Here is a 19,625-nt window from a genome sequence, read left to right on the forward strand (position 1 = left end):
GAGGAAAGCGGGAACGGCAGCCTTCGGGGCATCCGCGACCGCGGATGCTGCGAGGTGGAAGGCGTACCGGAACATGGCGTCGATCATTGCCGACGGACCGCCCCGCGTCGAACGGTTTTCCGCGGGGTCACGGGAGCCGGGCGGTCACGCGACGGTGTCCCGCCACGGGACGGTGGTGAGGAGGTGCCGGGCGACGTGCGGGAACCCGGAGGCACAGTGGCACCCATGACGGCGCAGTCGGCCGCGTCGGGCCGGGGCAGGCCCTCCGGCACGGTGCCGGCGAGCCCGCTCCCCGGCGCCCCGGGTGTTCCGGCCCTTGTGACGCTCGTGAGACGCACACTACGGCGACCGGACATATTCGTCGGTTAATGTCACCGAATGCTCGATGCCACCAACCGCTCTGGGGGCACCGCTACGGCCTCTCCCCGGGCCGTCGCCACGGAACTCACCGCTGCCGCCGTCCCCTCGGCCGCCCCGGTCTCCGTGCTCCCGCCCGTGCCGCCCGCCACGGGCCTGCCCGCCCGCTGCGCCAGAGCCCTGCTGTCGCCCTGGTCACGGCTGTCCCTGCTGCTGGCGCTGCTCGCCTCCGCGGCTTCGGGGATGCTGCTCCTGGAGCCGCAGAAGCTGCTGACCGACGGCTGGCCGCCGCAGCTCGGCGGAGCCGCGGCGGTCGTGGTGTACGCGGCGGCCTACGGGGTGTGCACGGTGGCCTTCGTGCCGCGCCCGCTGCTGAACCTCGCCGCGGGCGCGCTGTTCGGCAGCCAGTTGGGGCTCGGTGCCGCCCTGTCCGGCACGGTGCTCGGCGCCGGATTGGCCTTCTGCCTCGGCCGGGCACTCGGCCAGGACGCACTGCGTACGCTCCTGCGGGGGCGCTGGCTGAAGGCGGCCGACAAGCAGCTGAGCCGGCACGGGTTCCGCTCGATGCTGGCGGCGCGGCTCTTCCCGGGGGTGCCGTTCGCCGCCTCGAACTACTGCGCCGCCGTCTCCCGGATGGGCCTGCTGCCGTTCCTGCTGGCGACGGCTCTCGGCTCGATCCCGAACACCGCCGCCTACGCCGTCGCCGGCGCCCGCGCCTCGACACCGACCTCCCCCGCCTTCCTGATCGCCCTGGCCTGCATCACCGTGCCGGGCCTGCTGGGCGCGGTGCTCGCGTGGCGCAAGCGGCGCGCGCTGCGCCGCCGTTGACGCCTCCGGCACTCCGGGTGGGATCCGCCGCCGCCCCGCCGTGGTCGTTCCCGCACCACCGCGTCGGTTTCAGGGGCCGAAAGCTCGCGCAACACCTGGCGTCTCTCGTTCATCTTGGGACGCTACGCTTCGACCCCGGCGCGCCCGATCACCGCACACCGTGCTTCGGCGTGCCCGTCATCCCTTTCCGCGATCGGCACTTGGACACCGCTGCCTCATGTCTTGGTTTGAATCCCTCATCCTCGGACTCGTCCAGGGGCTGACCGAGTTCCTGCCCATCTCCTCCAGCGCACATCTGCGGCTGACCGCGGCCTTCTCCGGCTGGGAGGACCCGGGCGCGGCCTTCACCGCGATCACCCAGATCGGTACGGAAGCAGCCGTGCTCATCTACTTCCGCAAGGACATCGGGCGGATCCTGTCGGCCTGGACCCGCTCGCTCACCGGCAAGGAGATGCGCCGGGACCACGACGCGCGCATGGGCTGGCTGGTCATCGTCGGCTCGCTCCCGATCGGCGTTCTCGGCCTGACGCTGAAGGACCAGATCGAGGGGCCGTTCCGCGACCTGCGGCTCACCGCGACCATGCTGATCGTCATGGGCATCGTCCTCGGTGTCGCCGACCGGCTGGCGGCGCGGGACGAGAGCGGCGGCCGGCACCGCACCCCCAAGCAGGGCAAGGAACTCCAGGACCTGACCGTCAAGGACGGCCTGATCTACGGGTTCTGCCAGGCCCTGGCGCTCATCCCGGGTGTCTCCCGCTCCGGCGCCACCATCAGCGGCGGCCTGTTCATGGGGTACCGGCGTGAGGCCGCGGCCCGCTACTCCTTCCTGCTCGCGATTCCCGCGGTGCTCGCCTCCGGACTCTACGAGCTCAAGGACGCCACCGACGGCGGTCACGTCACCTGGGGCCCGACGATCTTCGCGACGGTCGTCGCCTTCGCGGTCGGGTACGCGGTGATCGCGTGGTTCATGAAGTTCATCTCCACCAAGAGCTTCATGCCGTTCGTCTGGTACCGCATCGCGCTCGGCATCGTCATCATCGTCCTGGTCAGCACGGGTGTGCTGAGTCCGCACGCGGCGGAGTCGTCGGGCTGAGGGTCCTCACGGGAGACGTGACCGAACCCATACGGGACGGGTAGCCGTCCGGTAGCGCACTGTCAGTGCGTGGCCCTAGGCTGGTCGGCATGTCCCCCGATTCCGTGACCCCTGGTTCCGTGCGGTCCGCCGCTGAGGTCAACGAGCGCATCCGAGCACTGTGGCTGCGCGCGGGCGGCTCCCTGTCGGCCCGTGAGCGCGCGGAGTACGAGCTCCTGGTGATCGAGTGGGCGGCGGCGATCCGGGTCGAGGTCGTCAAGGCGGCCTGAGCCCCGCCGCCACCGCCCCCGTACCGGTACCCCCAGCCCCCGCCCCCGCACCGGGAGGAGCGCCTCAGCGCCCGCCCGCCACCCGCAGCACCGCCCCCGTCGTGTACGAGGCGTCCGGAGACATCAGCCAGGCGACCGCCGCGGCGATCTCCTCGGCCCGCCCCGGGCGGCGCAGCGGGACCGTGGCGGCCACCTCCCACGCCCGGTCCGGGGCGCCCATGGCGGCGTGCATGTCCGTGTCGATCGCACCCGGAGCCACCGCGTTGACGCGGATGCCGACCGGACCGAGTTCCTTCGCCAGTCCGACCGTGAGGGCGTCGACGGCGGCCTTGGTCGCCGCGTAGTGGACGTACTCGCCGGGGCTGCCGAGGGTGGCGGCCCCCGACGAGATGTTCACGATCGTCCCCTCGCCCCGGGGGGTCATCAGCTGTGCGGCGCGGCGCGAACACAGCAGCGTCCCCATGAGGTTGACGTCGACGACCCGGCGTATCGTCGCGGTGTCGACGTCGGTGAACCGCCCCAGCGGCCCGGTCACCGCGGCGTTGTTCACCAGCCCCGTGACCGGCCCCAGTTCCCGCTCCGCCACGCCGAAGAGGCGGTCGACGTCCTCCTCGTCGGCGGTGTCCCCCCGTACGGTGACGGCCCGCGCACCGGCCGCCCGCACCCCGTCGGCCACGCTCTGTGCGGCCGAGGCGTCCCGCACGTACCCCACCACCACGTCGTGCCCCTCCCCCGCGAGCCGCAGGCAGGTCGCGGCCCCGATCCCCCGGCTACCACCGGTGACCACGGTGACGAGACGCCTCATGAAGTCCTCCTGTGCTGGAGCCCGAACCCAAGATCACCAGACTCCCAGACTCTCCGGAACTCCTCGCGGGAATGCGGACATCCGCGCACGCCCCCTGGCTCCGGGCGGGTCCCGGCCCGGACATGGGCCCGGCGGCGTCCGTCCGGCCGGCCGACGGCGTCTGTGGTCCACTGGGTCCCACGCGCCCTGTCCCGGATCTTGCCCGGGGCGCACACTGGAGGCATACCCGGGACAGGGAGGCGCCGTTGAAGTCGTCCGGCCACTGGCTGGTCTCCCCGTGGCGGCGCTCGGCCGTCGCCGCGGGTGCGGGGGCCCTGCCCGTCCTCGCCTTCCCCGCTCCGTCCCTGTGGTGGTTCGCCTACGTCGCGCTGGTGCCCTGGATTCTGCTGGCGCGTTCCGCGCCCACGGGCCGCCGCGCCGCGTACGACGGCTGGTGGGGCGGGTTCGGTTTCATGTTCGCGATGCACCACTGGCTGCTGCCGAATCTGCATGTGTTCACGTTCGTCCTCGCGGCCCTGCTGGGCGCGCTGTGGGCGCCCTGGGGGTGGCTGGTGCGACGGCTGCTGGGCGGGGCGCCGTCCCGGGGGAGGGCCGGGGCCGCGCTGGTCGTGCTGCCCTCGGGCTGGCTGGCCATCGAGCTGGTGCGTTCCTGGGAGGCGCTGGGCGGTCCCTGGGGCGTGCTCGGTGCGAGCCAGTGGCAGGTGGGTGCGGCGCTGCGGCTGGCGTCGGTCGGCGGGATCTGGCTGCTCAGTTTTCTGCTGGTGGTGCTGAACGTGGCCGTGGCCGTGCTCCTCGTGGTGCGGCAGGCCCGGGTGCCGGCCGTGGCCGCTCTGGTCGCCACGGGCGTGGTCGCCTCCGCCGCGTGGGTGGGGACGCCCGTCCCGGACTCCGGGGGCCGGGCCAGGATCGCGGTCGTCCAGCCGGGGGTCGTCTCCGGGCCGGACAGCCCGGACCGGCGCTTCGACCGCGAGGAGCGGCTCACCCGGGAGCTCTCCGGCCGGGACGTCGACCTGGTCGTCTGGGGCGAGAGCAGCGTCGGTTTCGACCTCGGCGCCCGGCCCGACCTGGTGCGGCGCCTTGCCGCGCTGTCGCGCGCGACGGGTGCCGAGCTCCTGGTCAACGTGGACGCGCGGCGTTCCGACCAGCCCGGCATCTACAAGAGTTCGGTGCTGGTCGGCCCGGACGGACTCACCGGCGACCGGTACGACAAGATGCGGTTGGTTCCGTTCGGGGAGTACATCCCGGCCCGTTCCCTGCTGGGCTGGGCCACCTCCGTCGGCAAGGCCGCGGGCGAGGACCGCAGGCGCGGTTCGGAGCAGGTGCTGATGAAGACGGGGAGCGGGCTGCGGATCGGCCCCATGGTCTGCTTCGAGTCCGCGTTCCCGGACATGAGCCGGCATCTGGCCGGGGACGGCGCCGACGTGCTGATCGCCCAGTCGTCGACGTCGACCTTCCAGCAGAGCTGGGCACCCTGGCAGCACGCCTCGCTCGCCGCGCTGCGTGCCGCCGAGACCGGCCGCCCGATGGTGCACGCGACGCTGACCGGGGTGTCCGCCGTCCACGGCCCGGACGGCGAGCGCGTGGGCCCGCGGCTCGGCACGGACGCGAGCACGGCGCAGGTGTACGACGTCCCGCTCGGCCACGGCACCACGCCCTATGTCCGCTTCGGCGACTGGCCACCGCAGGCGGCGCTGCTGGTACTGGCCGTGTGGGGGACGGCCGAGGGCGTACGGACCCTGCGGCTCAGGCGGCGGCCCGCTCCCGCACCGCACGCACCACACGCTCGCACAGCTCATGGGTCGCCAACGCGTCCCGGGCACTGAGCGTCCTGCCCTCGCCCACCGCGTCGAGGAAGGCGAGCACCGCCTGTTCGATGCCGCGCTGCCGGGCCACCGGCACCCAGTCCCCGCGCCGTCGGACGGTCGGCAGGCCCTTGTGGTCGATCACCTCGGCGAGGTTGACCACCTGCCGCTTGCTGTCCTGGCCGGAGACCTCGAGGATCTCCTCGGCCGAGCCGCTGAGCCGGTTCATCACGCCGAGCGCGGTGAATCCGTCCCCGGCGAGCTGGAGCACCACGTGGTGCAGCAGTCCGTCCTCGGTGCGGGCCCGCACGGTCACGTCCTCGACCGGCCCGGGCACGAGGAAGCGCAGGGTGTCGACGACGTGGATGAAGTCGTCGAGGATCATCGTGCGCGGCTCCTCCGGCAACCCGGTCCGGTTCTTCTGCAGCAGGATCAGCTCGCGCGGGTGGTCGGCGCACTGCGCGTAGCCCGGGGCGAAGCGCCGGTTGAAGCCGACGGCGAGACTGGTGCTCCGCCTCTCTGCGAGGGCCACCAGCCTTGCGGAGTCGGCGAGTTCGTAGGCGAGTGGCTTGTCGACGTAGGTCGGTACGCCGGCCTCGAGCAACCGGGTCACGATCTCCGGGTGGGCCTGGGTCGGGGCGTGCACGAAGGCGGCGTCGAGATCCTGGGCGAGCAGGGCGTCGAGGTCGGCGTGCCGCTATCCGCGCGGGAGGTGGAGGCCGTCGGCGACCCGGGTGAGGGTCGCGGGCGTGCGGGTCTGCAGGTGCAGCTCCACGCCGGGCCGGGTGGCGAGCACCGGGAGGTAGGCCTTCTGCGCGATGTCGCCGAGTCCGATGCAGCCGACCTTCACGGGGTGTTCTCCTCCAGCGGTTGTCCGTCGCGGGTCCGGTCCCGGTCTCAGGGTCGGTCTCGGTCGTCGTCCGCGGCGCGGGCTCTGTCGTCTGCCGGGAAGGATACGGCGTCCGCCGCCGGGGGCCGCCAGGTGGCGATGTCGTCGAAGCTCCGCAGGAGCAGCGCCGGTCCGGCCTTCGACAGTGCGGCGATCGCGGTGTCGCGTACGGCGATCCCGGCGCGGCCGGTCATCATGCTCAGGCGGGCCGCCCGTACCGCCCGGCGGGCGATGGCGGTGGTGCGGGGCAGCCGGGCGGCGCTGTAGGCGGGCAGGTCACGTATGTGGTGAGCGAGGGTGACCGCGTCCTCGACGGCCTGGTTGCCGCCCTGGCCGAGGGTGGGGGGCATGGCGTGCGCGGCGTCGCCGACGAGGGCGACCCGGCCGTGGTGGTAGGCGGGCAGCGGCTCCGCGATGTGGTGGACGTCGTGCCGCAGCACGTCCTCGGGGCGGACGGCGGCCAGTACGGCGGGGATCGGGTCGTGCCAGTCGCCGTAGCGGCGCAGCAGTTCGGCGCGCTCGTCGTCGAGGGCGTGCTGCCCGGCGGGAGCCAGGGCCGCGGCGTACGCGTAGACGCGGCCGTCCTTGAGCGGATGGGTGCCCCACAGGCGGCCCCGGCCCCAGGTCTCGTGGGAGGCGAACCGCACGCCGGGCAGCGGGATCACCGTCCGCCAGGTGGTGAAGCCGGCGTACACGGCCCCGGGATGCTCCGGGAAGAGCAGGTGGCGTGTGGCGGAGTGGACGCCGTCGGCGGCCACCACCAGGTCTGCCTCCAGCTCTCCGTCGGGGGTGCGCACACGGGCGGGCCGGGCGGGGTCGCCGGGGTCTCCCGGATCGATGAGGTGCGCGGCGGTGGCCGTGCGGACGGCGTCCGGTGGGAGCAGCCCGGCCAGCCGGTCGATGAGGGTGGCGCGGTGGAGCAGGACGAGGGGTCCGCCGAAGCGCTCGGCGGCGGCCGCCGCGCCGGCCCGGGAGAGCCAGCGCCCGCCGGGTGCGCGCAGTCCCCCGTCGCCCTGCCAGGCGGCCAGCGCCCGGACGCCGTCGCCGAGTCCGATGACGTCCAGCCCGCGCAGCGCGTTGGGGGCGAGGGAGATGGCCGCGCCGGCCGGTTCGAGGGAGCGGGCCCGTTCCAGCACCGTCACCTCCACCCCGCGCCGGTGCAGGGCGGCCGCCGCGGTCAGGCCGCCGATCCCACCGCCGATCACCACGGCTTTCTCCAGCACCTGTGCCACGGCTCCTCCTCGGTTCCGCCGACCTTCGGCCCGTCGGCCGGTCGGCCTCGAGACTCCGGTGACTACATCTGTAGTCATCCCATGGACCGACTGTACTACGGCTGTAGTGCCGCGGGTAGTTTGGCCCTCATGTCCGTACGCACCGCAGGCCCCTCCCGCGCCGACCTCGTCGCCGACGCCGCTCTCGCCCTGCTCGCCGAGCGCGGGATGCGCGGTCTCACCCACCGTGCGGTCGACCGGGCGGCCGGGCTCCCCCAGGGCTCCACCTCGAACGTGGCGCGCACCCGGCAGGCGCTGCTGGAGCTGGCGGTACGGCGGCTCGCCGAGCGGGAGGCACGCGTCCTCGCACTGCACGAGATGCCGGACCCGCGGGCCGGGACCGACTCGCTGCTGGACGCGATGGCACTGGCCACCCACCGCGCCCTGACGCGCCATCGCGAACTGACCCTCGCCCGCTACGAACTGGCCCTGGAGGCGACTCGCCGCCCCGAGCTGCGAGCCCACTTCGACGCAGCCGGCGCCCGGTTCCGCGACCAGCTCACCGCCTTGGTCGTCGGGCTCGGCTCCCCCTCCCCCGAGCGGCACGCGCTGTCGCTGATCGCCTGGGCCGACGGGCTGATGTTCTCCTGCGTGGCCGGGTCCTTCAGCGCTCGCGTGCCGGCCCTGGACGAGGTACGGGCGGACCTGCGGGAACTGCTGCGCGGGATGCTCTCCGGCTGAAAAACGTGTGGCGTGGGGCGTCGCCCGCCGGAAAGGATGCCCCCATGACGACCGAGCGCCGTGAGCCCGCCACCACCGCCGACGAACGCCCCATGCTGGAGGACTGGCTCGAGTACCACCGCCAGACCCTCGCCCTCAAGTGCGAGGGCCTGACCGACGAGCAGCTGCGCACCGCCTCGGCGTCGCCGTCCGAGCTGTCCCTGATGGGTCTGGTGCGGCACATGGCGGAGGTGGAGCGCCACTGGTACCGCAAGATACTCGCGGCGGACGACCCCGGCCCGATCTACTGCACCGAGGCCGACCCGGACGGCGATTTCCACCCCACCGAGGCGGACACCTGGCAGGAGGCCCACACCACCTGGCAGACCGAGATCGACATCGCCCGACGCAACGCGGCCGACGTCTCACTGGACGACCTGGCCAAGGGCAGGCACCACAGCGGCAAGCAGTTCAACCTGCGCTGGATCCACATCCACATGATCGAGGAGTACGCCCGCCACAACGGGCACGCCGATCTGATCCGCGAGCGGCTCGACGGCACCACCGGCGACTGACGTCACCCCCGGCACGCCCGTGCCCCTCTAAAGGGGCCGGAGATCACCCGTGCGGGGGATCCTCCGCCAGTCCACCGTCCCCCGGACGGTCAAAGCCAGCAAAGTGACGCGAGTGCATCGAAAGACGACCACTGCAACGCTTCTGGTGACCGTGACGGTCACGGCTCTCGCGGGCTGTGTGACGGTCCAGCGTCCCCCTGTGGCCGGCCCGCCGGCAGGCGTGTCCCACCCGACGGTGCCACACCTGGACGGCAAGGCCCGGTCACAGGTCGTTCAGGCGCCGGCCCGCGAGGCCCTGGAGATGATCGCCCCGTCCCGGCCCACGAAGCCGCCCACGTCCCCCTCGCACCGCGCCACCCCCGGCGCGTCCGCGTCCACACCCGCACCGAAGCGGACCGCGCCGTCCGACGTCCGCGACCGGCGGGCCGTTCCCGCCCGCCCGGCCACCGAGAGGACCGCGCCTCCCAGAAGGCCCGCCCCCCGTGTCTCCGAAGCCTCGGAGAAGGCGCGCCGCGACATGCGGGAGCAGGCGGACGTCTGCGCGCTGGGCAGGAAGTACGGCCGTTGGCAGGCGGACAGCCCGCAGTCGGCCATCTGTGAGCAGGCCTACGGGCGTTGACCTGCTCGTCGCCACCGCCTGCGGCCGACGGGCACCGGACCTCCGGGCGCCCTAAGGGTGCCCCCTCGGCGGTCCCCACCCCCCGGCCTCCCCCTCCTCGTCCGGCGCACCCGCCTCGTCCGCCTCGTCCAGGAGAAGTTCCATGTTCCGGATGGCGGCCCGGACCTTGTCGCCGTAAGGGTCGGCGGCCAGGGTGCGGGCTGCTCCGCGGGCCCGGCTGAGGTGGGTGCGGGCGGCGTCGGGGCGGGCGAGACGGGCGTAGTCGGCGGCGAGGTTCAGGTGCAGGGACGGGTAGAGGGCCCGCAGGGCGGGGATGCCCTCGTACCCGGTGGGGCGGGCGTCGGCGGCCTCTTCCGCCGCCGCCAACGCCCTCAGGTCCCAGGCCAGTTCGTCCCCGGGGTCGTCCTGGGTGTCGGCCAGGTAGTGGGCCAGTGTGCAGCGGTGCAGGGGGTCGCCGTGCTCACCGAGCTCCGCCCACAGAACGAGGAAACGGTCCCGGGCCTCCGCCCGGTCCCCCGCGTGGTGCAGCATCACGCCCTGCCCGATCCGCGTCAGCACCGCGTCCGGCGCCGCCTGCCCCTGCCGCTTTGCCACCATGTCCTCCGCACCGCTCGCCGGCTGTCCCGCCGACGCTACGGCAGGCGGCGACGATCCGGCTCGAGCCGCTCCGCGACGCCCCGTGGCACCCCGCGCCCCGAAGGGGGTCAGCCCAGGTTCGGGATGGTCCAGTCGATCGGTTCGTGGCCCTGCGCGGCCACCGCCTCGTTGATCTGCGTGAACGGACGGGACCCGAAGAACTTCTTCGCCGACAGCGGCGAGGGGTGCGCCCCCTTGACCACCACGTGCCGGTTCTCGTCGATCAGCGGCAGCTTCTTCTGCGCGTAGTTGCCCCACAGCACGAAGACCGCCGGATCGGGCCGCTCGGCCACCGCGCGGATGACCGCGTCGGTGAACCGCTCCCAGCCCCGCCCCTTGTGCGAGTTGGCTTCGCCGCCACGCACCGTGAGCACCGCGTTGAGCAGCAGCACGCCCTGCTCGGCCCACGGCATCAGATAGCCGTTGTCCGGGACGGGCGTGCCCAGCTCGGCGTGCATCTCCTTGTAGATGTTCCGCAGCGACGGCGGGATCCGCACTCCGGGCCGTACCGAGAAGCACAGGCCGTGTCCCTGGCCTTCGCCGTGGTAGGGGTCCTGACCGAGGATCAGGACCTTCACCTTGTCGTACGGCGTCGCCTCCAGTGCCGCGAAGACCTCCTCGCGGGGCGGGTGGACGGGACCCTTCGCCCGCTCCTCCTCGACGAACTCGGTCAGCTGCTCGAAGTAGGGCTGCTGCAGTTCGTCACCCAGAACCCCGCGCCAGGACTCGGGCAGCATGGCGATGTCGGTCACGTCAACGTCCTCACGGTCGTGGTCACTTCCAGGCCTCGAAACCTACAGGTGACCACTGACAATTGCCGTCCCGACCGGCCCCGGGCCGCCCCTGGGCCGGCTCCGCGGGGGCCGCCGACGGCCCCTACCAGCTGGTCTTGCGGGAGAGCTGCCACATCATCATGATCGTCGACGGATCCAGCGCCCGCTCGGCTCCCGAGATGTCGCGGCTCGCCGCCACGTACTGCCGGCCCTGCCACAGGGGCAGCAGCCGGGCGTCGTCCAGGAGGATCTGCTGGGCCGCCTCGAAGTCCTTCACGACGTTGCCCCGGTCGCTCTCCCGGCGGGAGCGCGGCAGCAGCACGTCGTTGATCTCATTCGCCTCGTAGGGTGTGCCGAGCGCGTTCTGCTTGCCGATGAACGGGGCGATGAAGTTGTCGGCGTCCGGGAAGTCGGGGGACCAGCCGCGCCCGAACACCGGATACTCGCCCTTCTGGTAGCCCTCGACGTACGTCTTCCAGGGCCGGCTCTTGAGGGTGATCTGGAACAGCCCGGAGGCCTCCAGCTGGCGCTCCAGCTCCTTGAACTCCAGCTTGGTCTCGGAACCGTAGCGGTCCGTGGTGTACCAGAAGGTGAGCGGCACCGGCTCGTCGATGCCCGCCTCGGTGAGGATCTTTTTCGCCTTGTCGACATCGGGATCGCCGTAGCTGTCGAAGAATCCGGTGGTGTGGCCGGTGAGCCCCTTGGGGACCATCGAGTACAGCGGGTCGACGGTGTCCTTGTAGATCATGTGCGCGATCGCCGCGCGGTCGATGATCTGGGCGATCGCCCGGCGCACCGGCTTCTTGCCGGCCCACGGGTCCTTCGGGTTGAACACCAGGTAGTTGATGCTGTTCCCGGTGCCCTCCACCAGCTGGAGCTCCTCCTTCTTGGAGGCTTGGCCCTGGAGTTCGACGACGTCGTCCGCGGCGAGACCGCGGTAGGTCAGGTCGATCTGCCCCTCGCGCAGCGACTTGACCATGGAGACCGAGTCCTGGAAATAACGGACCGTCACGGCGCTGTTCTTGCGGTCGGCGAAGCCCTCGTAGCGGTCGTTGCGGACGAGTCGGGCCTCCTTGCCCTCCTCGTACGACTGGAGGGTGTACGGCCCCGAGCCGACGATGCCGGACTCCTCGCGCAGGGCGTCGGCCGGGTAGGCGTCCGGGGCGACGAGCGACATGGCCGGTGTGGCGAGCACGAACGGGAACGTCGCGTCGGGCTTGTTGAGGTGGAAGACCACTTCACGGTCGCTCGGCGCCTGCACCCGCTCGAGGCTGCCCAGCAGGCCGGCCGGGCCCCCGTTGACGTTGATCTTGCGGATCCGGTCGATGGAGTGCTTGACCGCCTTGGCGTCGAGGGCGCTGCCGTCGGAGAACTTCAGGTCCTTCCGCAGTTCGCAGCGGAACACCTGGTGGGAGTCGTCGGAGAACTCACAGCTCTCGGCGGCGTCCGGCTGGGGCGCGCTCGCGCCGACCGGGTAGCTCAGCAGCGTCTGGTAGATGTTGCGGAACAGTTCCCAGGAACTGTCCCAGGAGGCCGCCGGGTCCAGCGTGCTGGGCGGGCTGGTGGTGCCCATGACGATCGGCCCTTGATCGTCCGGGGTCTCGGACGCCAGCACACCGCATCCGGCCAAGGACGATATCGACGCGATGGACGCGATGACCGCCACCCCTCGCAGGCATCGATTCCGCTTGAACACGCGCACACTCCTCGATCTGCCGTCCCAAGAGTCGGCAGACGATACCGCGGTATTCCGCTCTGTGGCCCTCCCCCGTACGCTTGTTGAGATCAACTCGTTGTAGACGATGTTGTCACTCTGTGTTGACTACGTTGTCATCGGTCCACTCGTCTCCGAAAAAGCCGGTACGGGCGCCGTTTCGTCAACGAACGCCCGTACCGGAGCCCTTGTGGCTCAGTCTCGCCGATCCAGCCCCGGGCCGCCCGGCGGATCACTCCGGCGACCGGGCCGAAGCGGTCTCAGCCCACGCCGGCGTTCAGGAAGATGCCGCCGTCGACCACCAGCGTCTGGCCGGTGACCCAGTCCGCCTGGTCCGAGGTGAGGAACGCGGCGGCGCCGCCGATGTCGGAGGGCACGCCGAGCCGGCCCAGCGGGTAGGAGGCGGCGGCCTCCTCCTCCCTGCCCTCGTACAGCGCCTGGGCGAACTTGGTCTTCACCACGGCCGGGGCGATCGCGTTGACCCGTACCTTGGGCGCGAACTCGTGGGCCAGCTGCGCGGTCAGGTTGATCAGCGCCGCCTTGCTGACACCGTAGGCGGCGATGAAGGGCGAGGGCGCGATGCCCGCCACGGAGGCGATGTTGACGATCGCCCCGCCGTTCTCCTTCTGCCAGGCGTGCCAGGTGCGCTGGGCGAAGCCGAGCGCCGAGATCACGTTGGTCTCGAAGACCTTGCGCGCCACGTTCAGGTCGAGGTCGGCGATCGGCCCGAACACCGGGTTGGTGCCGGCGTTGTTGACGAGGTAGTCGATCCGGCCGAAGGCCTCCATCGTCCGCTCGACGGCCACGGCCTGGTGCGCCTCGTCGTGCGCCTTGCCGGCCACCCCGATGACCCGGTCGGCGCCCAGCTGCTCGACGGCCTCCTTGAGGGCCTCCTCGTTGCGGCCGGTGATGCAGACGCGGTCGCCGCGTGCGACCAGCGCCTCGGCGACGCCGTGACCGATGCCGCGGCTGGCACCGGTGACCAGGGCGACCTTGCCCGAGAGTTCCACTGAAGTCATGTCCCGTCTTCCCTAGTCGAGCGGCCCGCCGGCCACGTACAGCACCTGGCCGGAGACGAATCCGGCGGCCTCGCCGGTGAAGAAGGCGATGGCGTTGGCGATGTCCTCCGGCTCGCCGACGCGGGCGACCGGGATCTGGGTGGCGGCGGCGGCCTTGAAGTCGTCGAAGCCCATGCCGACGCGGTCGGCGGTGGCCTTGGTCATCTCGGTGGCGATGAAGCCGGGGGCGACGGCGTTGGCGGTGATGCCGAACTTGCCGAGCTCCTTGGCGAGGGTCTTGGTGAATCCCTGCAGACCCGCCTTGGCGGCGGAGTAGTTGACCTGGCCCCGGTTGCCGAGCGCGGAGGAGGAGGACAGGTTGACGATCCGTCCGAACCCGGCGTCGACCATGTGCTTCTGGCAGGCCTTCGACATCAGGAAGGCGCCGCGCAGGTGCACGTTCATGACGGTGTCCCAGTCGGCGACGCTCATCTTGAACAGCAGGTTGTCGCGGAGCACACCCGCGTTGTTGACCAGGACGGTCGGCGCGCCGAGTTCCTCGGCGATGCGCGCGACGGCGGCCTCGACCTGCGCCTCGTCCGAGACGTCGCAGCCGACCGCGAGAGCCTTGCCACCGGCGGCGGTGATCTTCTCGACGGTGTCCTTGCACGCGCCCTCGTCGAGGTCGATCACGGCGACCGCGTGGCCCTCGGCGGCCAGCCGTACGGCGGTGGCGGCGCCGATACCGCGTGCGGCACCGGTGACGACCGCGACCCGCTGCTGCTCAATGGTGGACATTGCTGCTTCTCCTCGCCCTTGGGATGCGGCTCCTGCGGCCCGCCCCGTCAGTGAGCGACCGCTTAGTACCTTCAGCAGACGTGACGCTAGAAGCCCCGGCACCCGGTGTCAACGGCACACCCTGCTGTGTGATCCATTCCCCGGGCCGCCACCTCCGGGCGCACCGCTCACCGGTCGGCTCCGTCCCACCCCCGTCGGCCCCGCCCGGACCGGCCCCGCGGCCCCGCCCGCGCCACCCGAACGGCCTATGGCTGCGCGCCCCGGTGCGGGGCGTCCCCGGGGCCTGCCCGGCGGATCGGACCGCAGGAAACCCGCGACCCCCATCGGCGCAGGTGAGCGGGGGCTGGCGCGTCCGGCCGCACGGCGGAGGAGGACGCCGGCGCGGGGCGCCGGTGAGTGACGGCGACGCCGCGGACGAGCGGGCCGGCCCCCCGCGTCTGCGGGTTGATCCGCCGGACAGGCCCTAGCGTCGAAGCGCGAGCCACTCACGGCCGGAGCAGCCGCTCTCGGCCGGAAAGGAGGCGCTCCATGTGCCGTCGCACCGGTGCTCTCGGCATACTGATCGCGCTCGCCGCGACCGTGCCGTCGGCCCCCGCCGCTCACGCACAGGATCTGAACTGCCGGGACTTCACCTACCAGGAGGAGGCACAGGCCCTGTTCAACCTGGACCGGAGCGATCTCAACGGACTCGACGAGGAACAGGGCCCGGACGACGACATCGCCTGCGAGGCGCTTCCCCACCGGGGCGACCCCGCCACCTCCTCCACCAGCTCTCCCCGGCCCGTGCCCACCACCGCGGCCCCCACCACGCTCGTGACGCCCACGGCTCCCGCGGTGGCGCCTCCGGTTCCCACCGCACCCGCCCCGGTCACGCCCACGCGGGGTGTGGAGGGCGGGCTGGGCGGCTCCTCGGAGACCGGGCCGAGCGACTGGGACATCGGGATCGGCCTGGCGTTCGCGGCGGGTGCCGCCGCCGCGGCCGGCTACGCGGTGAGGCGCCGCCGGCGCTGACCCCCGGGCAGGCGCCTGCCGCGAGGGGACTCCGGTTCAGCGCACGAGCAGGTCGAGCAGCCGCTCCACCTCGGCCGCCGGATCGGCGGTGAGCCCGGTGTGCACGGGTCCGGGCTGGACGACGGTGGAGCGGGGCGCGACCAGCCAGCGAAAGCGCCGCCCGGCGTCGTCCCCGGCGGCCTGGCCCGCCGCCTCCCCACCGGCGCACACCCCCTCGACGGCACGCAGCGCGGCCCGTACGCCGGCCAGGTCCACGTGCGGGTCGAGGGCCAGCAGCCGGGACTCGTCGAGATGGGTGCGTGCCCCGACGAACGCCTCGTGACGGCAGTACACGAGCACTCCCGCGTTGACGCACTCACCGCGCTCGACGCGCGGTACGACCCGCAGCAGCGCGTACTCGAAGACGTGCAGGCCGCTCACTTGTCCTCCCCCAGGCCGTGGACGCGCTGGTGGACGGTGGCCGCGCGGGCGAGCAGGGGCCGTGCGTAGGCCCGCCGGAGCTCGTCCGGGGTGTCGAATCCCGGCTCGTCCACCAGCCATATGTCGGGAATCCGCGCGGTGACCTCGCCGAGCAGCTCCTCGGTGACGTGGGGCGCGAGGTCCGCCGCCGCGGCGGCCACATCCGGCGCGAACGTCTTCAGGGCGTGGTCGGAGGCGTCGTAGGGGCGGGCGGCGGACGCTTCGACGCCGGGCCAGTTGTGGTGCCAGATCATGGTGGCGCCGTGGTCGATCAGCCAGAGCTCGCCGTGCCGGCGCAGCAGGTTGGGGTTGCGCCAGGACCGGTCGACGTTGTTCACCAGCGCGTCGAACCAGACGACCCGCCCGGCCTCCTCGGGGCTCACCTCGAAGGCGAGCGGGTCGAAGCCGAGCGCGCCGGAGAGGAACTCCATGCCCAGATTGGTGCCCCCGCTGGACTTGAGGAGTTCCTGGACCTGTTCGTCTGGCTCGCCCAGCCCCAGCACCGGGTCGAGTTCGACCGTCACCAGGCGCGGCACCCGGAACCCCAGCCGGCGGGCGAGTTCCCCGCAGACGACCTCCGCGACCAGGGTCTTGCGCCCCTGAGCCGCACCGGTGAATTTGAGGACGTAGGTGCCGAGGTCGTCGGCCTCGACCAGTCCCGGCAGCGAGCCGCCCTCGCGCAGGGGCGTGATGTAGCGGGTGGCGGTGACCTCGGTCAGCATTTCGCCAGGCTACGCGATCCCTTGACCTTGCAATCCATGACCTCCCCAAGATCCCCGTGTTCCGGGGAGTCGGCCACGATCAGCCCTGGGGAGAATCCGGGGAGTTCCGGCCGGCGCACTGATCTCCCTGCTCCCCGAGCAGTCCGTCGATCACGGTGCACTCCTTGCTCCCGGCCTCCGGCATGAAGTGAGCATGGTAACCGAGAGTGATGGCCGACGAGGAGTGCCCGAGCCATCGCGCCCACGCCACCATGGACTCCCCCGCCTCCAGCATGATCGAGGCATAGGTGTGACGCAGTACGTGGAAGCCGTCCTTCGTCGCCGCCTCCCACTGCCACTGAGGGTTTTCCATTCTCGGTCTGAGCTGGCCGGATGCAGGCGGAGGACGGCTGGGCGAGGCTCGTGATGCGGGTGGTCGAGCACCGCAGTCTGCGGAGGAGCCGCCAGGACTTGAGGGTGGCCACGGCCTGTTCGACCAGGGCTCGGATCTTTGCGTGAGCCCGGTTGACGGCTTTCTGGCCCCTGGAAAGGGTCTCCCAGCGACCCCAGCACGGGACACGGATCGTGCCTCCGGCACCCCGGTACCCCTTGTCGGCCCAGCACTTGATGCCGACGTCCGCAAGAGTGCGGACGATGCTGTGCTCACGGGCGGCCCGGATGTCGTGGACGGCACCGGGCAGAGCCGGTGAGGCCCACAGCAGTCGGCCTGGGGGCGCCTCCCGGCCGAAGGCTGGGGGGAGGGTCGGCCAGGATCTGCACGTTCATCCCGTGCTTCTTGTGCTTTCCGGAGGAGAAGGGCCGGTCCGTCGCAGTCCGGTCGATCGGCAGCAGGTTCCCGTCCAACAGCACGAACGCCTTGGTCGTTGTCGTCCGGGCCGCCTCCGCAAGGCTCGGGGCGAGGGCGGCCCAGGAGCTCGGCGGTCTCGGTGATGTACCGGTATGCGGTCGTGGTTCCGATGCCGAACCCGGCCGCGAGCTGGGCATACGGGTGGCCGTCAGTGAAGCCGAGAGCTTGAGAAAGGGTGGACAAGCACACGAAGCCTCTGGTGGAGACGGATTTCTTGGTCGAGAACCCATCTACCAGGGGCTTCACCTGTCTGTCAGCCCGACTGAACAACCTGGGCGGCAGGTGGGAAGAAGCTCACTGCATGCCGGGGCCGAAGTCGCCGAGCTGACCGGCCTGGTCGACCTGACCGGCTCTCCGGCCGGCACCCGCACCATCGTGCGCCGGCCGCGGCCCCGACGCCCCGGGCAGCAGCGGCACGTTCATCAACGTCACCCCGGAGCAGCTGCGCCTGACGGCCAATCATCACCAGCTCACCGCGGGTCTGGCCTACCCCACCTTCTGCCGCCGGCTCTTCGTCGACCTGCGCGAGGAGATGACCGCGGCCGCCCGGCAGGCCCGGCAGAGCGACCTGGGCCTGTGGCCCAAGGACCAGACCCAGAACGGGGCGAAGGTGGAGGGGATGACCGCCCTGACCGACACCGCGGTGCTGCTGCCCAAGCTGTTCCGCCGACTGGCGGGCTACCTTCAGCTCAACGACGGCGACCCCTCGTTGGCCGGCTTCCGCGTCTACCTGGCGCAACGGGAGGACAGGCTGTTCATCCTCTCCACTGGGCAGTGGACGGGATTCGACACCGTCGTCGAGGTCACCAACGGCAATACCGTACGGCTCACCCACACACCGGAGGACCCCGTCTTCGACGAGAAGTAACCGATCCACCGCTGTCACGACCGGCGTCCCAGGCTCTCGGGAAGGCTCCGCACTGACGGCGAGCAAGCGGTCGTGGCATCGGGTCGCAAGCGGTGTGCTGACTCGTGTGTTTCCGGAGTCGGTTGATGAATCGGCCGCGCGCTGTGGGCGAGTCGCGCAGCGCGTCTATGCCGATTGCACTGGTCTTTGTACTCCAACTTCATCTGATTCCGTTCGCACTGGCTGCTGTGCGAACAGCAGGGAGGTGAGGAGGTGGCCGGTCGTCTGGCTCCGATGCGCATCGGAGATGTCGAGGTCTTGGTCAAGACGACGGCGGTGGCAGGCTCCGAGGAAACGGGGGCCGGCTTCGACAGGACGCGGGAGAAGGTCGTCGACGCCTACGAGAGAGCGCAGTAGACGTTCGTGGAGGTGGCGTCGACCACCGTCGACATGGTGGGTCGGCTCGCTGAGCGGAGCGTGCGTCCGGACCAGCTCGAGGTGGATTTCGCTCTCAAGTTCGCGACCGACGGCAACGTCATTGTCGCGGCAGCCTCGGCCGACGCCGCCCTCCGTGTCCGGCTCTCGTACACGCCGGATTCACGTACTGCCCCGCCTTCTGAGGCTCCAGCGCCGTTTGACGGGTGACCTCATGCCGACCGAACAGGGGCAGGCACCGGGCTTTCTCGGCCGGGTGCTCGCTCTTGGCGGCGAGCCGCAGGGCACGTGCTTCCAGGTCGCACCAGCGGTGTTCGTGACAGCTTCGCATGTGCTCAGGAACCTGGGCGCGGACGTGGTGGGTGCGGCGGTGGCGCTTGATCAGCTCGACTCCGGCGAGGGGTCGGCCGTCCAGAGCACTGTGGCTCGGCTCGACCCGGTGCTCGATCTCGCGGTGCTGCGCGCGGACCACTCGTTCGAGGACTCCGTTCCCGGCATGGTCGCCACCGACGACGTTGCGCTTGCCGAAAATTTCGTCCGTGCAGGTCATGCCGCCTGCTCGTACTCGTGGAGGATGCCGCCGCGGCGGTCGCGCCGTCGTACCTCCAGGCGGGCCATCCTGACCGTATCGGCGACCGGCGCGGGCAACGGGTACAACGGACGGGCATGCCCGATGCCCTGGCGGGGCCGGTGCCCGTGGTAGAAGTGTGCGCACTCGCACAGGACGCGGAGCAGGTGACGCTGGTTCCAGACCAAGGTGCGGTCCAGGAGCTCGCACCGGCAGGCCGGTACCCACCGTTCCATGAGCGCATTCATCCGCGGCATCCGGACGCCGCTGACCACGGCCTCGATCCCCGCGTCCTTGAGGACGGCATCGAACAGGGCGGGGAACTTGCCGTCCCGGTCCCGGAGCAGGAACCGCACCCGCAGGCCTGCGTCCTCGAGGTCCATGACGAGGTTCTTCGCGGCCCGCACCACCCAGGCGGCGGTCGGGTGCGCGGTCGCGCCCAGGACCGGGATCTCGGCGTCCTTGTCCCGATCGCCCAGCGGGAGCAGGCGCAGCATGGCGAACGCGTCGGTCACGCCCGGACAGGCCAGTCGCATCAGCACAGCCGGCCATCATGCCGCGAGGCTCGACAGCCGTGCGAGAGCGCCGACTCGAACGACCGCGCCCGGCATCTCGTCCACCTCACATACCGGCTCCCACCAGGGCGGAT

General features: G+C 71.6%; 22 protein-coding genes and 3 pseudogenes. 11 read left to right on the forward strand and 14 right to left on the reverse strand.

The genetic code is table 11. From position 1 onward, the window contains the following. Positions 1–378: 378 nt before the first annotated feature. The 3 genes from ACWEQO_RS12230 to ACWEQO_RS12240 all read left to right on the forward strand — a co-directional run bounded on the left by ACWEQO_RS12230 (position 379) and on the right by ACWEQO_RS12240 (position 2,547). Positions 379–1,185, forward strand: coding sequence for a TVP38/TMEM64 family protein (locus tag ACWEQO_RS12230; protein ID WP_452981872.1), 807 nt, complete (start codon positions 379–381; stop codon positions 1,183–1,185). A 217-nt stretch (positions 1,186–1,402) separates the two neighbouring features. After that, positions 1,403–2,278, forward strand: coding sequence for an undecaprenyl-diphosphate phosphatase (locus ACWEQO_RS12235; protein WP_452981875.1), 876 nt, complete (start codon positions 1,403–1,405; stop codon positions 2,276–2,278). Between the two features lie 89 nt (positions 2,279–2,367). Continuing rightward, complete coding sequence (locus ACWEQO_RS12240) at positions 2,368–2,547, forward strand: hypothetical protein (RefSeq protein ID WP_361460477.1); 180 nt, start codon at positions 2,368–2,370, stop codon at positions 2,545–2,547. A gap of 64 nt (positions 2,548–2,611) precedes the next feature. Here the strand turns inward: ACWEQO_RS12240 and ACWEQO_RS12245 are convergent, their stop codons facing one another. Next, complete coding sequence (locus ACWEQO_RS12245) at positions 2,612–3,352, reverse strand: SDR family NAD(P)-dependent oxidoreductase (RefSeq protein WP_361460476.1); 741 nt, start codon at positions 3,350–3,352, stop codon at positions 2,612–2,614. A 245-nt stretch (positions 3,353–3,597) separates the two neighbouring features. Between ACWEQO_RS12245 and lnt the strand changes: the two genes are divergently transcribed. After that, positions 3,598–5,175 (forward strand): apolipoprotein N-acyltransferase, encoded by a 1,578-nt coding sequence (gene lnt, locus ACWEQO_RS12250; protein WP_452981879.1) that lies wholly within the window; start codon positions 3,598–3,600, stop codon positions 5,173–5,175. On the opposite strand, the pseudogene ACWEQO_RS12255 reads toward lnt, so the two are convergent. Together ACWEQO_RS12255 and ACWEQO_RS12260 are read right to left on the reverse strand one after the other, a co-directional pair. Then, positions 5,096–6,004, reverse strand: a pseudogene (locus ACWEQO_RS12255) (Gfo/Idh/MocA family protein). The gene lnt and the pseudogene ACWEQO_RS12255 overlap by 80 nt on opposite strands. Before the next feature lie 47 nt (positions 6,005–6,051). Continuing rightward, a complete protein-coding gene (locus ACWEQO_RS12260; protein WP_361460471.1) occupies positions 6,052–7,275 on the reverse strand; it encodes an FAD-dependent monooxygenase in 1,224 nt (407 codons plus the stop codon). 129 nt (positions 7,276–7,404) lie between these two features. Between ACWEQO_RS12260 and ACWEQO_RS12265 the strand changes: the two genes are divergently transcribed. The 3 genes from ACWEQO_RS12265 (at position 7,405) to ACWEQO_RS12275 (ending at position 9,168) form a co-directional block, all read left to right on the forward strand. Then, positions 7,405–7,995: a TetR/AcrR family transcriptional regulator gene (locus tag ACWEQO_RS12265; protein ID WP_361460469.1), complete on the forward strand. Its 591-nt coding sequence runs from the start codon at positions 7,405–7,407 to the stop codon at positions 7,993–7,995. Positions 7,996–8,039: 44 nt separating this feature from the next. Continuing rightward, positions 8,040–8,549 carry a DinB family protein gene (locus ACWEQO_RS12270; protein ID WP_361460468.1) on the forward strand — a complete coding sequence of 170 codons (510 nt, stop codon included), beginning with the start codon at positions 8,040–8,042 and terminating at the stop codon, positions 8,547–8,549. A 112-nt stretch (positions 8,550–8,661) separates the two neighbouring features. Then, positions 8,662–9,168 carry a hypothetical protein gene (locus ACWEQO_RS12275; protein ID WP_452981884.1) on the forward strand — a complete coding sequence of 169 codons (507 nt, stop codon included), beginning with the start codon at positions 8,662–8,664 and terminating at the stop codon, positions 9,166–9,168. A gap of 51 nt (positions 9,169–9,219) precedes the next feature. On the opposite strand, the gene ACWEQO_RS12280 is transcribed toward ACWEQO_RS12275, so the two are convergent. The 5 genes from ACWEQO_RS12280 to fabG all read right to left on the reverse strand — a co-directional run bounded on the left by ACWEQO_RS12280 (position 9,220) and on the right by fabG (position 14,087). Then, positions 9,220–9,765 carry a hypothetical protein gene (locus ACWEQO_RS12280; RefSeq protein WP_452981887.1) on the reverse strand — a complete coding sequence of 182 codons (546 nt, stop codon included), beginning with the start codon at positions 9,763–9,765 and terminating at the stop codon, positions 9,220–9,222. A gap of 107 nt (positions 9,766–9,872) precedes the next feature. Further along, positions 9,873–10,556, reverse strand: coding sequence for a uracil-DNA glycosylase (gene ung, locus ACWEQO_RS12285; RefSeq protein WP_361460462.1), 684 nt, complete (start codon positions 10,554–10,556; stop codon positions 9,873–9,875). 124 nt (positions 10,557–10,680) lie between these two features. Next, positions 10,681–12,273, reverse strand: a complete 1,593-nt coding sequence (locus ACWEQO_RS12290) for an ABC transporter substrate-binding protein (RefSeq protein ID WP_361460461.1) — start codon at positions 12,271–12,273, stop codon at positions 10,681–10,683. Between the two features lie 278 nt (positions 12,274–12,551). Further along, a complete protein-coding gene (locus tag ACWEQO_RS12295; RefSeq protein WP_361460459.1) occupies positions 12,552–13,310 on the reverse strand; it encodes an SDR family oxidoreductase in 759 nt (252 codons plus the stop codon). 12 nt (positions 13,311–13,322) lie between these two features. Continuing rightward, on the reverse strand, positions 13,323–14,087 hold the full coding sequence (fabG, locus tag ACWEQO_RS12300; RefSeq protein WP_361460457.1) for a 3-oxoacyl-ACP reductase FabG: 765 nt from the start codon (positions 14,085–14,087) through the stop codon (positions 13,323–13,325). Between the two features lie 528 nt (positions 14,088–14,615). Between fabG and ACWEQO_RS12305 the strand changes: the two genes are divergently transcribed. Continuing rightward, entirely contained in the window at positions 14,616–15,098 is a 483-nt protein-coding gene (locus ACWEQO_RS12305; RefSeq protein ID WP_452981891.1) for an excalibur calcium-binding protein, read from the forward strand. A 36-nt stretch (positions 15,099–15,134) separates the two neighbouring features. On the opposite strand, the gene ACWEQO_RS12310 is transcribed toward ACWEQO_RS12305, so the two are convergent. The 4 genes and pseudogenes from ACWEQO_RS12310 to ACWEQO_RS12325 form a co-directional block, all read right to left on the reverse strand. Then, positions 15,135–15,518: a DUF3037 domain-containing protein gene (locus tag ACWEQO_RS12310; RefSeq protein ID WP_361460454.1), complete on the reverse strand. Its 384-nt coding sequence runs from the start codon at positions 15,516–15,518 to the stop codon at positions 15,135–15,137. Further along, complete coding sequence (locus ACWEQO_RS12315; protein ID WP_361460453.1) at positions 15,515–16,279, reverse strand: HipA family kinase; 765 nt, start codon at positions 16,277–16,279, stop codon at positions 15,515–15,517. Before ACWEQO_RS12315 ends, ACWEQO_RS12310 begins: the two co-directional genes overlap by 4 nt. Before the next feature lie 79 nt (positions 16,280–16,358). Beyond that, a complete protein-coding gene (locus ACWEQO_RS12320) occupies positions 16,359–16,631 on the reverse strand; it encodes an integrase (RefSeq protein ID WP_452981896.1) in 273 nt (90 codons plus the stop codon). A gap of 5 nt (positions 16,632–16,636) precedes the next feature. Next, positions 16,637–17,276: pseudogene (locus ACWEQO_RS12325) on the reverse strand (transposase family protein); the annotation flags it as partial. 382 nt (positions 17,277–17,658) lie between these two features. Between ACWEQO_RS12325 and ACWEQO_RS12330 the strand changes: the two are divergent. From ACWEQO_RS12330 to ACWEQO_RS12340, 3 genes and pseudogenes are all read left to right on the forward strand, one after another. Then, positions 17,659–17,994, forward strand: a complete 336-nt coding sequence (locus ACWEQO_RS12330; RefSeq protein ID WP_452981899.1) for a hypothetical protein — start codon at positions 17,659–17,661, stop codon at positions 17,992–17,994. A 273-nt stretch (positions 17,995–18,267) separates the two neighbouring features. Continuing rightward, positions 18,268–18,390: a hypothetical protein gene (locus ACWEQO_RS12335; protein ID WP_452981902.1), complete on the forward strand. Its 123-nt coding sequence runs from the start codon at positions 18,268–18,270 to the stop codon at positions 18,388–18,390. A gap of 33 nt (positions 18,391–18,423) precedes the next feature. Continuing rightward, positions 18,424–18,498, forward strand: a pseudogene (locus ACWEQO_RS12340) (hypothetical protein); the annotation flags it as partial. A gap of 10 nt (positions 18,499–18,508) precedes the next feature. On the opposite strand, the gene ACWEQO_RS12345 reads toward ACWEQO_RS12340, so the two are convergent. Continuing rightward, a complete protein-coding gene (locus ACWEQO_RS12345; RefSeq protein ID WP_452981966.1) occupies positions 18,509–18,958 on the reverse strand; it encodes a hypothetical protein in 450 nt (149 codons plus the stop codon). Next, a complete protein-coding gene (locus ACWEQO_RS12350; RefSeq protein ID WP_452981956.1) occupies positions 18,955–19,512 on the reverse strand; it encodes an integrase core domain-containing protein in 558 nt (185 codons plus the stop codon). Before ACWEQO_RS12350 ends, ACWEQO_RS12345 begins: the two co-directional genes overlap by 4 nt. Between the last annotated feature and the right edge of the window lie 113 nt (positions 19,513–19,625).

The sequence above is a fragment of the Streptomyces sp. NPDC004051 genome (genome assembly GCF_053604275.1).

Excerpts from the sequence above, each read along its gene's own strand:
- ACWEQO_RS12230 (WP_452981872.1), top strand. The coding sequence starts at position 379 with ATGCTCGATGCCACCAACCGCTCTGGGGGCACCGCTACGGCCTCTCCC.
- ACWEQO_RS12235 (WP_452981875.1), top strand. The coding sequence starts at position 1,403 with ATGTCTTGGTTTGAATCCCTCATCCTCGGACTCGTCCAGGGGCTGACC.
- ACWEQO_RS12240 (WP_361460477.1), top strand. The coding sequence starts at position 2,368 with ATGTCCCCCGATTCCGTGACCCCTGGTTCCGTGCGGTCCGCCGCTGAG.
- ACWEQO_RS12245 (WP_361460476.1), bottom strand. The coding sequence starts at position 3,352 with ATGAGGCGTCTCGTCACCGTGGTCACCGGTGGTAGCCGGGGGATCGGG.
- ACWEQO_RS12265 (WP_361460469.1), top strand. The coding sequence starts at position 7,405 with ATGTCCGTACGCACCGCAGGCCCCTCCCGCGCCGACCTCGTCGCCGAC.
- ACWEQO_RS12270 (WP_361460468.1), top strand. The coding sequence starts at position 8,040 with ATGACGACCGAGCGCCGTGAGCCCGCCACCACCGCCGACGAACGCCCC.
- ACWEQO_RS12280 (WP_452981887.1), bottom strand. The coding sequence starts at position 9,765 with ATGGTGGCAAAGCGGCAGGGGCAGGCGGCGCCGGACGCGGTGCTGACG.
- ACWEQO_RS12295 (WP_361460459.1), bottom strand. The coding sequence starts at position 13,310 with ATGACTTCAGTGGAACTCTCGGGCAAGGTCGCCCTGGTCACCGGTGCC.
- fabG (WP_361460457.1), bottom strand. The coding sequence starts at position 14,087 with ATGTCCACCATTGAGCAGCAGCGGGTCGCGGTCGTCACCGGTGCCGCA.
- ACWEQO_RS12305 (WP_452981891.1), top strand. The coding sequence starts at position 14,616 with ATGTGCCGTCGCACCGGTGCTCTCGGCATACTGATCGCGCTCGCCGCG.
- ACWEQO_RS12315 (WP_361460453.1), bottom strand. The coding sequence starts at position 16,279 with ATGCTGACCGAGGTCACCGCCACCCGCTACATCACGCCCCTGCGCGAG.
- ACWEQO_RS12320 (WP_452981896.1), bottom strand. The coding sequence starts at position 16,631 with ATGGAAAACCCTCAGTGGCAGTGGGAGGCGGCGACGAAGGACGGCTTC.
- ACWEQO_RS12330 (WP_452981899.1), top strand. The coding sequence starts at position 17,659 with ATGACCGCGGCCGCCCGGCAGGCCCGGCAGAGCGACCTGGGCCTGTGG.
- ACWEQO_RS12335 (WP_452981902.1), top strand. The coding sequence starts at position 18,268 with ATGCGCATCGGAGATGTCGAGGTCTTGGTCAAGACGACGGCGGTGGCA.
- ACWEQO_RS12345 (WP_452981966.1), bottom strand. The coding sequence starts at position 18,958 with ATGACCTGCACGGACGAAATTTTCGGCAAGCGCAACGTCGTCGGTGGC.
- ACWEQO_RS12350 (WP_452981956.1), bottom strand. The coding sequence starts at position 19,512 with ATGCGACTGGCCTGTCCGGGCGTGACCGACGCGTTCGCCATGCTGCGC.